We start from the raw sequence: 12616 nt of genomic DNA, 5'->3' as shown, positions 1-12616 counted from the left end.
TTATGCTTAAACAGATTGTAATTGAAGTGCCACAGCAGGGCCGAAGAACTCGAAGTGGAGTTTATCTTCAGGTACGCCCATAGCAGTAAGTTGTTGAAGTACGAACTCCATGAAACCAGTTGGTCCACATACATAGACATCACTGCCTGCAATCACGTGTTTTTCTAGGAACTCACGTGTGATAATTCCGTCTCCCTCTTCTGAATAAAGGGCTTTATACGTAGAGTTTGGAAGTTTTGCATTTATTTGCTCTAGTTTACTCGCAAATGCTTGCTGATTACGTGTACGTGCAGAGTGCAAGAATGCGACTTCGCGTTCTGGAGACAAGTCTGCAATGGTTGAATACATAGCTTTCATTGGTGTAATACCAACTCCACCACTGATTAATGTAACAGGTGTTGTGCCAGTAGGATCTAAGTAGAAGTCACCTGCTGGTGCACTAACTTCTATAATGTCGCCAACACTTGCACTTTCGTGTAAATAGCAAGAAACTACGCCGTTTGGTGATAATGTATCTTCACGTTTAACCGAGATACGGAAAGTCTCGTCGTTTGACTTTTGAGACAAGCTGTACTGACGGTTGACAATGTTTTTCGCGCCTGGGATTTCCAAGCGAATTGTAATGTATTGTCCTGGCAAGTAGTATGGTAATTTTTTTCCGTCAACCGGTTTTAAGTAAAATGAAGTAATAACATCACTTTCATCTACTTTATCGACGATTTCGAAGTCTTTGAATAAGCGCCATCCGCCGTCGGCTTGTTCTGTATTCTCATACATATCTTTTTCTACGTCAATGAACGCGCCAGCAATCACACCGTAAGCTGCTTCCCATGCATCCATAATCTCAGGAGTCGCTGCATCGCCAAGTACTTCTTTAATAGCTTTTAACAGATACTCTCCGACAATTGGATAATGTTCCGGCAAGATTCCGAGAGACACGTGTTTGTGTGCGATTTGTACAACAACCGGTAGAATGGCTTCTAGGTTATCAATATGTTGCGCTGCTGCGTATACTGTGTTTGCAAGAGCTGTCTGCTGACGTCCTTGAGATTGATTAACGTGGTTGAATATATCTAGTAGTTCGGGATGAGCTACAAACATATTTTTGTAAAATACTGTAGTAATAGCTGTTCCGTGTTCCTCTAATACTGGTACTGTGGATTTGATAACGTCAATAGTTTTTTGATCTAACATGGATCATGCACAACCTCTCCGTATTTGATATCTCTATCATAAATCATTTGAAATTTAAAAGCTATATATTATATACATGTTTAAAAATAAAATGTGAATGTTGTCACATTCTATTCAAAAAGTAGCCAGGCTTTTACACGTGACACTCAGTGTCAATGAATGATTTTTCAATTGAAAATGCTATAATGAAGTGAGAGTAGAAAGTGGTGATATTATGCGTTTAACGATGTATACAGATTATTCGCTGCGTGTTCTGATTTTTTTAGCTTCCAAGCAATCGAATGAACTGTCCACTGTTCAAGAAATTTCGGATGCTTATCAAATTTCAAAAAATCACCTCACCAAAATAGTCCATGAGTTAGGAAAACTGGAATTGATCGAAACCACTCGCGGTCGTGGTGGTGGAATTCGTCTCAGTGTAGATCCAAATAGCATTAATGTAGGCGAACTAGTTCGAAAAACAGAAGACGATTTCCATCTAGTCGAATGTTTTGATCCAAGCAAAAATATGTGCGTGTTGTCTCAAGCCTGCCGGCTAAGAGGGGTATTATACGAAGCACTTCAAGCTTACTTCGCTGTATTAGACCGTTACACGATTGCAGATTTTCTTCACAATAAGGAAGAAATACAGTCTTTACTATTTCCCACTAGTCAATCCTGAATAGTGTGGTAGAATATAGTTAGTAAACATAGTGAAATAGGAGGAATTAAATCATGTCAAAAGTGTTAGTCATCGGGCATAAAAACCCAGATACAGATTCCATCGCATCTGCAATTACGTATGCTTATCTTAAGCAACAAATCGGAATGGACGCAGAAGCTGTTCGTCTAGGGAATATTACAAAAGAAACAGCATATGCGCTAGAAACTTTCGGTTTTGAAGCACCACGCTTCATTGAAAAAGCAGCACCTGAAACATCTCAAGTCATCCTAGTCGATCATAATGAGAGCCAACAAAGTGTGGATGACTTGGAGGATGTACAAGTGTTGGAAGTGATTGATCACCACCGTATCGCGAACTTCCAAACAAACGATCCATTGTATTACCGTGCGGAGCCAGTTGGATGTACGGCAACGATTTTGAACAAATTATTCAAGGAGCATGGCGTTGAAATTCCAAAGAACATTGCAGGTTTAATGCTATCTGCAATCGTATCGGATTCATTATTATTCAAATCGCCAACATTTACAGATCAAGACCAGGCAGCAGCTGAAGAGCTAGCTGCAATTGCAGAAGTCGATGCTGCTGTCTACGGTTTGAACATGTTGAAAGCTGGAGCAGACTTAAGTTCGGTACCTGTAAAGGATTTAGCTAATCTGGATTCGAAAGAATTTATTTTCGGTGATGTGAAAATGGAAATTGCACAAGTCAATGCAGTGGACTTACAAGATATTCTTGGTCGACAAGATGAACTGGAAGCGGAATTAAATGAAGTAATTAAGCAAAAAGAGCTAGACTTATTCCTATTTATTGTGACGGATATCATCAATAGCGATTCCGTCATCATTGCATTAGGAAAAGAAGCTGAACGTGCAGGATCTGCATTTAATGTAGCGTTCACTAATAATGCGGCATTGTTAAAAGGTATCGTTTCGCGTAAGAAGCAAATTGTGCCTGTATTGACTGAAGCACTTTCATAATCACCAGACTGTCATGGAATCGGTAGCCCGATATTCTATGACAGTTTTTTTAACCTAAATCAAGTGGCTGTGTGGCTGGACCTTCTAACACGGTTCCGTCCGCACGAAAACGTGACCCGTGACATGGACAGTCCCATGTTTGATCTCCTTTATTCCAACGTGTACGGCAACCCATATGAGTGCAGATCGGGGAATCAGTCCGAGCGATATGTCCACCGGCAAACTCCTTGACGGTACGGCCCGCCAATAATAAAGCGCGGCTAGACAAAGAGCCGAAATCTGTTCTGCTAGGAGAAAATAATTCGCTTGCAGCATTTGATCGCCCCACAATCGCATCCGAAATGATTTCTGCACAAGCTAAGGAATTAGATAGCCCCCATTTTCGATAGCCTGTACTAATGTAGACATCGGGCATAGAGTTTGAGATAGCTCCTGCATAAGGTACTAAGTCAGGTGTTGACGGATCCTGCGCCGACCATTTGTATATCACATCAGGATGCCCCAATGTTGTCTTCATATCCTCTGTTAAGCTGTCGTAATGTAGTTGTGTTTCTTTTTCTGAACCGGCAGGGTGAGATTGAGCGCATAGCAACAAGTAAGACTGGTCATCGATTGTCGCTGTCCGTATCGAGCGTTTGGGCTCATCCACTGAAATATACTGATGGTCAAAAGTAGTCTCCGTTTTTGCTGCAGCGATGTACGAGCGTCCGACGTCCAGCTTAAGGATTTGCATGCCAACTAAAGCTTCGATCGGGTAATGTGAGCAAATAATAAGTTGTCGATAATTGACTACCTTAGATGAAGAGAGTTTAACAAAATGACGATCGGTATCTAGAGCGGCTACTTGTGCATGTTCAAAAATACGTGCACCTTGTTTCACAGCAAGCTGTGCTAATTGTTGTCCAAAACGCACTGGGTGAATTTGTGCTTCGTCTTCAATTAGTAAAGTATGGTCCGTTTCAAAAGGTAGGTAGGATGCGTTTCCTGCAAGAGTAAATGGAATGCCGATTGATTCATATGCCTTTTTCTCCGCCAGTAATCGTTCTGTACCTTCGGCTGTTTGAGAATATAGCGCGGAGTGTGCAGTTTGCAGCTGATCCGCTTCAGCGATAGATCGCGCGAAATCAACAGCTTGTTCATTTACATTGAAATATTGTTTTGCGCTCTCCACACCAAATTGTTCAATCATGTCCGCATATACCAAGTCATGTTGGGCAGTTAATTTACCTGTAGAATTTCCCGTTGCTCCATGCAATAAACTATTTTTCTCTAGCAACACAACGTCCTTTCCTTGTTTAGACAAAAAGTAAGCATTTGCTATGCCGCTCAGCCCTCCTCCGATGATTAACACATCGCAAGTTACATCGTCATCTACTGTTGGATAAGTAGACTTCGGATAAGCGGTGGCAAGCCATAAAGATTCATTCATTCCAACACCTCATTCTGTAAAATTATATAATCCAAGCATTAACATTGTTGCCAACTTTCCTTGAATCTAAAATAGAGAATAGAAAGGTGGGGCAAAAAATGAAAATTGAAGTATGGTCAGATTATGTTTGTCCGTTTTGCTATATTGGAAAAAGACGTTTGGAGCATGCCTTGAAACAAGTAGGGCTTGAAGAGAAATCGGAGGTTATATTCAAAGCGTATCAGCTAGATCCGAATACCCCAGTAGCTTCAGACCAATCAGTAATGGAAGGGTTAGCCGGAAAGTATAATGTCAGCAAACAAGAAGCAAAAAATATGTTGAATAATATAGGAGAGCAAGCAAAAACTGTTGGTCTCCACTATCAAGTGGATAAAATGAAAACGTCTAATACGCTTGATGCACATCGTCTAGCGAAATTAGCAGAGAAGCATGGTGTAGAGAAGGAAGTAACAGAGCGTCTCCTGCATGGCTACTTCGTAGAGGGAGAGCGTATCGATACGGAGGAAGTACTCGTAGCGATCGCAACGGAAGTTGGATTAGATGCAAAGAAAACTAAAGAGATGCTTCATAGTAATGATTTTGATGATGAAGTAAAAAATGATATAGAAGAAGCGCAAGAGATTGGTGTTCAAGGTGTACCATTCTTCGTAATTAATCGCAAATATGCTATAAGTGGAGCGCAGCCTACGGAAGCGTTTGTTGAAGCACTTGAAAAGATTGCTGAAGAAGAGGGAATGCCAAAGCCTAAGTTGCGAGTGCTTGGCACACATGATGGTGGGCAGTGTGACGATGGGGCTTGTGATATCTAAGTAATAAAAAGACAATAAAATTGAACCGCTTTATAGGACTGAAGAAAACTCTATAGAATGAAGAGTTTCGTCTTCAGTCTTTTTTAATTTGTCTTGAAACAGACCGTCAATTCATGGTGCTTCCGTTATATTTCATCTTTGCAAATTACAACCGACATCTTAATATCTATTATCTCTCCAACCATCACACCACCAGCTTCGATTGCACGATTCCACATTAACCCAAATTCTTTTCGTTTGATTTCACCCTCAACGAAATATGTAGCACCGAATACGGTTATTTCTTGAGGAGCGATGTAAAATATTGCTCTTTTGGTTGTTTGTTTAACAGTCAAGTCTCCCAACATTTGATATCTGCCATCTGTATCGTGATAAATTGTGCGAGAAGAGAATGCCATTTCGGGGAAAGTTTCGGCATCAAAAAAGTCCCCGGAGCATAGATGTAGATCACGGTCTCTATTCTTCGTCTGGATGGAAGAAACGATTACTCGAAAATCAATCTTAGCTTTCGTCAGATCCGCTATGTTTCCTTGTAATTCTCCTGAAAATTTTTCAAACGTCCCCGTGACAGTTGATACCATCATATGTGGAACGGAAAAACCGACAGTGGACGCCTGAGGATCTACTTTCCATGTATTCACTTTCACTCCTCCTTATGGATATTTAGTTAGCTAAACTGTAAAGGAAAAAACGTTGAAAGTCAAAATGAAAAACCTTGTCAAACGGACTGATTGCAAGCATACTAATAGATGGATAAGTTTGTTTCCGTAAAACAGGGGACACGTATACTGAAAGGACTTGATGTAGATGTCAAAACATCGATGGTTTGAAGATCTTCAAAAGAATATAAAAAGCGGTTGGTTAGTACTTGATGAGCCACTAAACAAATATACGAAAACACGTCTGGGTGGTAAAGCGGATGTTGTCGCGGCACCTGGCACAATAGAAGAAGTGCAAGCAGTCGTTAGCTATGCTTATAATCATAAAATTCCTATTTTGTTGCTGGGGAATGGTTCCAATATGGTCGTTCGGGACGGTGGCGTTCGAGGAATTGTGTTGTATATGGCAAATTTTAATGCTATCAAGATTGATGGTACTAGAATGATAGCGGAAGCTGGCGCGAATATTATTGATGCGTCCAAAGAAGCCACAATGGCTTGTTTAACAGGACTGGAGTTTGCTTGTGGAATACCGGGTTCAATTGGCGGTGCAATGGCAATGAACGCAGGAGCATACGGTGGAGAAATTAAAGATATTATTCATCATGCTACTGTCATGGATGTTACCGGGAAAATTTTCGTGCTTTCAAAAGATGAGTTGGAGCTAGGTTACCGTAAAAGTATCATTACTACAGAGGGCTACTATGTTTTATCTGCAGAGTTCTGGCTCACTCAGGGTGTACAGTGTGATATTGATGCAGCAGTTGCTGACTTAACGTTTCAGCGTGAATCCAAACAGCCACTTGAATACCCATCAGCTGGAAGTGTGTTCAAACGTCCGCCGGGCTACTTTGCTGGAAAGTTGATCCAGGATAGCGGCTTGCAAGGTAAAGGGTTTGGTGGAGCGGAAGTGTCTACTAAACATGCAGGTTTCATCATCAATAAGAACAACGCGACAGCAGCAGATTATATTCAGACGATTGAGATGGTCAAGTCGGAAGTGAAGAAGAATTTTGGAATTGACCTGGAGATGGAAGTGAAAATTGTAGGAGAAGAACTTTCGGAATAACAGTAGCGACAGGAGCTGTCTGCGAAGTCATTATGTAATGACTTCGCAGACAGCTCTTTTTGATGTGAAAAGTTGGGGGAAAAGGTTGGCAGAAGAATAGAAGTGCTAATCCTTCCGTACGTACCATTAATTTTTCATAAACTCTTAGATCTCAAACTTAAATCAATGCAAAAGAGATGCCCCGTTCCGGGACATCTCTCAGGATGTTATTTTCCTATCTTGCATTGAATCTTGCTTGAGTCGAGTACTTGATCGTCTTCTATTTGTACCTGGCATATCTTACTATTTTGCATAAATTTAAAAATCCCGTTGTTGAAGTCGGTCCCAATCTCTTTAAAGAAGATTCCCTCGTATTGAGCATGCTTCGAAAGTGTGAAGTTGATACGGAAAGTATCGCCATCCGGAATCAAATACGCACGTACGCCTTTTTCAAACGATCCTTCTGTCTCACTCTTTATCGCCCGATCCACTGACACAACATGGAAATCAACAAATGGAATTTCTCTCAACAAGACGTTCATGAAAGAGCCTTTTGTAATTTCCTCCCAGCGGCTTTGCGCAGTTTGTCCGATGATGATTTGTGTAATACCGTATTGGTGAGCCACTTCTTTAATCACTTTTGCGGTAGGGCGCTTTTCATCGTCACGAATAATGAACGCTTCCACTTCTAACTCATCTGCAAGCTCTTTCCAGCGGTCAATATACTCAGACTTATCCACGTCGAAATCATCGAGTGGAGCCGGATCAACCGTCAAAATATAGAGCGGACAATCCATGATAGTTGCAATTTTATACCCTCTATTAATGAGACGTTCACCATTTGGACCGTAATACACACAAACGAGAATTCCCTCGTCCATACGGCTTTTCATTTTGCCCATAATGACTCATCACCTCTTCGAATTCTATATATTATTACTAACGGGTTCAAACTTTAGAGAAATGCTTTCCGTTGCAATTTCAACAGAGAACCCCATCCTGTATATAGGTTTACGAACCTGACCTTACAGTATGCTGACCGCGCTTTTTATGCGGTTTTTGATAAAGTAGTGTATACTTTCGAGTAGAGATTGTACTCTATGCTTAGAGTCTCATTATGCATAACGTACAGTGTGCAGTCAAGAGCCTCTGTGCATTCTATTGATACTTATAAACAATTGATTCTGGGAGGTGTTAGATTGATCACTGTCTTACTAGCAATATTCATTCCATTTATCGCCGCGAGTTTGATTCCGTTAATACACAAAGTGTTGACTGGAAGACGGATCGGTTGGTTCGTAATTACCATTCCACTGTTCTTGTTTATCTTACTGATTCGTCTCGTTCCTTCACTTTCGGAAGGAGCGTCTTATTTATATTCGTTTCCTTGGATTCCTTCTGCCGATGTCTATTTTTCCACGCATTTAGATGGATTGAGTATGATTTTTGCGTTGTTGATCACAGGAATCGGTAGTCTAGTTGTATTGTATTCAATCTATTACCTTTCTGAACGGGAAGCGATTGGTCGCTTTTATACATATTTACTGTTGTTCATGGGGGCTATGCTAGGCGTTGTGTTATCCGATAATCTAATCGTCCTATATGTCTTCTGGGAATTGACGAGTATTTCTTCCTTCTTACTTATTGCATTCTGGTCTCACCGGAAACAGTCAAGGTATGGTGCGAAGAAATCGATGTTGATTACCGTCACGGGCGGTATTTTTATGCTAGCTGGATTTTTAATACTTTACACCATAACAGGAACATTCAATTTACAGGAACTAATTTCTATGCGGGAAGTGATTGCCGCAGATTCATTGTTCATACCTGCAATGTTGCTTGTGTTGATTGGCGCTTTCACTAAGTCTGCACAATTCCCATTCCATATTTGGCTACCTGATGCGATGGAAGCTCCTACGCCTGTTAGTGCCTACTTACATTCCGCTACGATGGTTAAAGCGGGTATTTATTTAGTAGCGCGATTTACCCCGATTTTCGCAGGCCATGCGACATGGTTTTATGTCGTATCTTGTGTAGGGCTATTGACGATGTTGTGGGGATCTGTCAATGCGGTAAAGCAAACGGATCTAAAAGCGTTACTTGCGTTCTCCACAGTGAGTCAGCTAGGTATGATCATGAGTTTGCTTGGTATCGGTTCATTAGCATTTGCTTCTTCTGAGAGCACGCAAATAGCGTTATTCACCGCTGCTACATTCGCTGCACTATTTCATTTGATTAACCATTCTACCTTTAAAGGTTCTTTATTTATGGTCGTTGGTATTTTAGATCATGAGCTAGGAACACGTAATATTAAACGGCTTGGTGGCTTGGCGACAATTATGCCCATCACGTTTACCATTGCGCTGATCGGCAGCTTTTCTATGGCAGGACTACCGCCATTCAACGGCTTCTTAAGTAAGGAATTATTTTTTGAAGCCATGCTATCATTAAAAGAAGCTAATCTACTATCAGTGGATTCGTTGGTCCTATTGTTCCCAATTATTGCGTGGGTCGGCAGTATATTCACATTTATTTATTGTATGATCATCGTGTTTCAGACGTTTTTCGGCAAAGTACACGCACCGGCTCCTGGACAACGACCTGCCCGTGAGGCGCCGATTCAAATGTTAATTTCACCTATGGTACTTGGCAGTCTAGTTGTACTTATTTTCATCTTCCCAAATTTGCTCGGTACGTATATTTTAGGGCCAGCAATGAATGCAGTATATCCACAATTTGAAGGGATGCCTGGTCTAGTACCCGAAATACACGTGTGGCATGGTTGGGAGATGCCAATCTTTATGACGATCGGTGTCATTATCCTGGGCGTTTTGTTATATGGATTATTACGTTACTGGAAGTGGATTTATAGTGTTGGATTTTTACAATGGACACTTGATCGTTTATATAATGCATGGTTACAACGAATAGAACGTGTGGCTTCTGTCGTGACGAAAACATATATGACTGGATCAGTGCGAGATTACATTGCGTATATCATGCTGTTATTCATTGCGCTTGTCGGAATAGGTTTGCTAGGTTTCCAGCAATTCATCTTTGACTTCTCAAATGATGCTGTGATCGAGATCAATGAAAGCATTATTATTTTTGTGATGATGTGTTCGAGCGTAGCGATTTTATTTGCTAAATCCAGGATTACTGCCATTATTCTTAACGGTGTGTTGGGTTATTCAATCGCCATTCTATTTGTCGTATTCCGTGCGCCAGATTTGGCTTTGACGCAAATAATTGTTGAGACGGTTACGACGGTGCTGTTCTTACTGTGCTTCTATTATTTACCGGAGTGGAAAAACGAGCATAAGTCGATTTCCATGCGCGTACGAAATGGACTGATTGCAGCGGCTTCAGGTGTTTCTGTTACCGTTATCGCTTTGCTCGTGCAAGGCCATTCATTGTATCCGTCTATTTCCATCTATTATGAAACGGCATCACGGCTTGCTGGGGGTTTGAATGTAGTGAATACGATACTCGGTGACTTCCGTGCATTCGATACGATGCTTGAGGTATTGGTATTGTTTATCGCAGGTCTTGGGGTCTATTCATTAGTCAAGCTTCGACGCAAGAAGGGAGTGGATCACACTGAAGAAAAATGATGTGATCTTACAGACGGTGACGCGGATCGTGTTCTTCATCATCTTAACGTTTGGCGTGGAGTTGTTTATATCGGGGCATAATAATCCGGGGGGCGGCTTCATTGGCGGGCTTGTGCTTTCTTCTGCGTTCGTATTATTGTATTTAGTATATGGCATAGAAACGGTTCACCGGGGAACACCGTTTGATTTTAAGCGAGTGGCGGCACTTGGCGTGTTGCTTGCGGTTAGTACCGGCATGTTGTCGTTATTGTTTGGTGAGTCCTTCCTGTCACAAACGACATGGCTTGTAGACTTACCTGTTTTTGGTGAGACGGAACTTGGAACGATGACGATTTTTGAAGCGGGAGTCGCACTGACTGTCCTCGGTGTTGTCGTAACCATTATTTTGGGAATCAGTGAGGATGTGGAGTAATGGAGACATTAATTACCCTTCTGGTTGGTGTGCTAGTGGCAGTTGGCGTTTATTTACTCTTATCAAAAGAGATGTTGCGAATTATTTTAGGGACAGCGATCCTGTCGCATGCCATTCATTTATTATTATTGACGATGGGCGGATTAAAAAAAGGCGATGTGCCTTTGCTTACAGAAACGGCCGCGGAATATACAGACGCTCTGCCGCAAGCACTTATTCTGACGGCGATTGTCATCAGCTTCGCAGTGACGGCATTTTTGCTCGTATTATCTTACCGTGTGTATCAAGAGGCTGGCCGTGGACCTAGATTGCGAGGGCGACAAGATGAATAATATATTGGTGTTGCCTATGATCCTGCCTGTTTTGGTAGGTGTGATTTTAGTATTTTTACGTCCTTATATTCGTGTACAACGTATGCTTAGTTTACTAACGACGATGGCTTCCGCTGCTGTAGCTGCTTATTGTCTCCATCACATACATCTGAATGGCATCATGCGTTTAGACTTTGGAGATTGGTTACCACCGCACGGTATATTATTTGTAGGCGATTCATTTGCGATGTTACTAGTACTGGGTGCATGCGCTGTTTCCAGTATTATTTTACTATATGCATTCGCTATGACAGGGATTGAGACAGAGGCAATGTTCTTCTATCCATTCTTCCTGTTTTTGGTGGCAGGAGTCAATGGCTCGTTTCTGACTGGTGATTTATTTAACCTATTTGTTTGTTTTGAAGTTATGTTACTAGCTTCCTATGTGCTGCTGACTCTTGGAGGACGCAAAACACAGTTAAAGGAAGGTATTACGTATGTATTGATCAATGTATTAGCTTCTTGGTTCTTTTTGTTGGGCATCGCGTATTTATACGGTGTACTGGGTACGTTAAACATGGCACATATCGCTGCGCGTGTAGCAGAAACGGGACAAGGACCGCTACTAACGTTGATCGCAATTATTTTCTTGATTGTCTTTAGTTTGAAAGCAGGCTTACTACTGTATTTCTGGTTGCCAGGTTCTTATTCAGCACCACCTACTGCGGTCGCTGCACTGTTCGGTGCGTTACTGACGAAAGTCGGAATTTATGCGCTGTATCGTATGTTCACATTAATATTTATACATGATCCAGTCATTTATAAAATCATCGGTGTGCTAGCTATTGTTACAATGGTTGCGGGTTGTCTCGGAGCCATAGCCTATTCAGATATACGTCAGATTGTCTCCTACAACGTCATTATTTCTGTTGGTTTTGTGTTGACAGGTCTAGCCATTGCTACAAATACTGCATACCAAGGTGCGAGCTATTATTTGATCCATGACATGATTAGTAAGGCACTGCTGTTTTTATTGGCAGGTACCGTTGTGTATTTGACGGGGCGTTCGAAATTCAATGAAATTAGCGGCTTAATTCGAAACTACCCGCTAGTCGGTTGGTTATTTTTCTTGACAATGCTTGCAATTGCTGGAATTCCGCCATTCAGCGGATTTATCGGAAAAATATATATAGGATTAGGTGCAATTGAGACGGGTTCTTACGTGTTACTCGCGGTGTCATTTTTATCGGGTATTGGTGTATTGTATTCACTTCTTCGAATTTTCCTCAATAGTTTTTGGGGAGAAACGATAATTAGTGAAGACGATCAGAAACCATTTCAAAAGAAAATCGGTTTACCACTCGTATTGCTTGCGGTACTCATAATTGGATTAGGTATAGGTGCAGAATGGCTGTCACCATATATCCAAGATGCAGCTGATGGATTAGCAGACCCTAAACAGTATATACGGGCCGTGATGGGTGACGATTTAGAGTAGG

At 41.4% G+C, this 12616-nt stretch carries 12 protein-coding genes; 8 read left to right on the top strand and 4 right to left on the bottom strand.

Features of this window, described 5'->3' with window-relative positions:
• Nucleotides 1–6: 6 nt before the first annotated feature.
• Nucleotides 7–1194, bottom strand: coding sequence for an NO-inducible flavohemoprotein (gene hmpA, locus CSV61_RS04515; protein ID WP_099638270.1), 1188 nt, complete (start codon nucleotides 1192–1194; stop codon nucleotides 7–9).
• A 214-nt stretch (nucleotides 1195–1408) separates the two neighbouring features.
• On the opposite strand from hmpA, the gene CSV61_RS04510 reads away from it, so the two are divergent.
• Nucleotides 1409–1855 carry an RrF2 family transcriptional regulator gene (locus tag CSV61_RS04510; protein ID WP_099638269.1) on the top strand — a complete coding sequence of 149 codons (447 nt, stop codon included), beginning with the start codon at nucleotides 1409–1411 and terminating at the stop codon, nucleotides 1853–1855.
• Nucleotides 1856–1908: 53 nt separating this feature from the next.
• Entirely contained in the window at nucleotides 1909–2835 is a 927-nt protein-coding gene (locus CSV61_RS04505) for a manganese-dependent inorganic pyrophosphatase (protein WP_099638268.1), read from the top strand.
• Between the two features lie 49 nt (nucleotides 2836–2884).
• Here the strand turns inward: CSV61_RS04505 and CSV61_RS04500 are convergent, their stop codons facing one another.
• The gene (locus CSV61_RS04500; RefSeq protein ID WP_099638267.1) at nucleotides 2885–4264 is read right to left on the bottom strand and encodes an FAD-dependent oxidoreductase; all 1380 of its coding nucleotides are present in this window, start codon (nucleotides 4262–4264) and stop codon (nucleotides 2885–2887) included.
• A gap of 98 nt (nucleotides 4265–4362) precedes the next feature.
• Between CSV61_RS04500 and CSV61_RS04495 the strand changes: the two genes are divergently transcribed.
• Nucleotides 4363–5073, top strand: a complete 711-nt coding sequence (locus tag CSV61_RS04495; RefSeq protein ID WP_083034178.1) for a DsbA family oxidoreductase — start codon at nucleotides 4363–4365, stop codon at nucleotides 5071–5073.
• A 125-nt stretch (nucleotides 5074–5198) separates the two neighbouring features.
• Here the strand turns inward: CSV61_RS04495 and CSV61_RS04490 are convergent, their stop codons facing one another.
• Nucleotides 5199–5714 (bottom strand): YceI family protein, encoded by a 516-nt coding sequence (locus tag CSV61_RS04490; protein WP_099638266.1) that lies wholly within the window; start codon nucleotides 5712–5714, stop codon nucleotides 5199–5201.
• A 166-nt stretch (nucleotides 5715–5880) separates the two neighbouring features.
• Here CSV61_RS04490 and murB point away from each other — a divergent pair, with 166 nt between their 5' ends.
• Nucleotides 5881–6801: a UDP-N-acetylmuramate dehydrogenase gene (gene murB, locus CSV61_RS04485; protein ID WP_099638265.1), complete on the top strand. Its 921-nt coding sequence runs from the start codon at nucleotides 5881–5883 to the stop codon at nucleotides 6799–6801.
• Nucleotides 6802–7007: 206 nt separating this feature from the next.
• Here the strand turns inward: murB and CSV61_RS04480 are convergent, their stop codons facing one another.
• Nucleotides 7008–7682 carry an adenine nucleotide alpha hydrolase family protein gene (locus CSV61_RS04480; RefSeq protein ID WP_099638264.1) on the bottom strand — a complete coding sequence of 225 codons (675 nt, stop codon included), beginning with the start codon at nucleotides 7680–7682 and terminating at the stop codon, nucleotides 7008–7010.
• Nucleotides 7683–7979: 297 nt separating this feature from the next.
• On the opposite strand from CSV61_RS04480, the gene CSV61_RS04475 reads away from it, so the two are divergent.
• From CSV61_RS04475 to CSV61_RS04460, 4 genes are read left to right on the top strand one after another with little or no spacing between them, the layout of a single operon-like run.
• The gene (locus CSV61_RS04475) at nucleotides 7980–10394 is read left to right on the top strand and encodes a Na+/H+ antiporter subunit A (RefSeq protein ID WP_199173587.1); all 2415 of its coding nucleotides are present in this window, start codon (nucleotides 7980–7982) and stop codon (nucleotides 10392–10394) included.
• Nucleotides 10381–10806: a Na(+)/H(+) antiporter subunit B gene (locus CSV61_RS04470; protein WP_083035955.1), complete on the top strand. Its 426-nt coding sequence runs from the start codon at nucleotides 10381–10383 to the stop codon at nucleotides 10804–10806. Before CSV61_RS04475 ends, CSV61_RS04470 begins: the two co-directional genes overlap by 14 nt.
• Nucleotides 10806–11138, top strand: coding sequence for a Na(+)/H(+) antiporter subunit C (locus CSV61_RS04465; RefSeq protein WP_083034174.1), 333 nt, complete (start codon nucleotides 10806–10808; stop codon nucleotides 11136–11138). The genes CSV61_RS04470 and CSV61_RS04465 overlap by 1 nt, the downstream gene beginning before the upstream one ends.
• A complete protein-coding gene (locus tag CSV61_RS04460; RefSeq protein WP_099638263.1) occupies nucleotides 11131–12615 on the top strand; it encodes a Na+/H+ antiporter subunit D in 1485 nt (494 codons plus the stop codon). The genes CSV61_RS04465 and CSV61_RS04460 overlap by 8 nt, the downstream gene beginning before the upstream one ends.
• Nucleotide 12616: the final 1 nt, after the last annotated feature.

This window comes from Sporosarcina sp. P3 (genome assembly GCF_002743415.1).
Taxonomy (GTDB): Bacteria; Bacillota; Bacilli; order Bacillales_A; family Planococcaceae; genus Sporosarcina; species Sporosarcina ureae_A.
The sequence above is the reverse complement of the archived record's forward strand: the minus strand, read 5'-3'. Positions and strand labels throughout refer to the sequence as shown.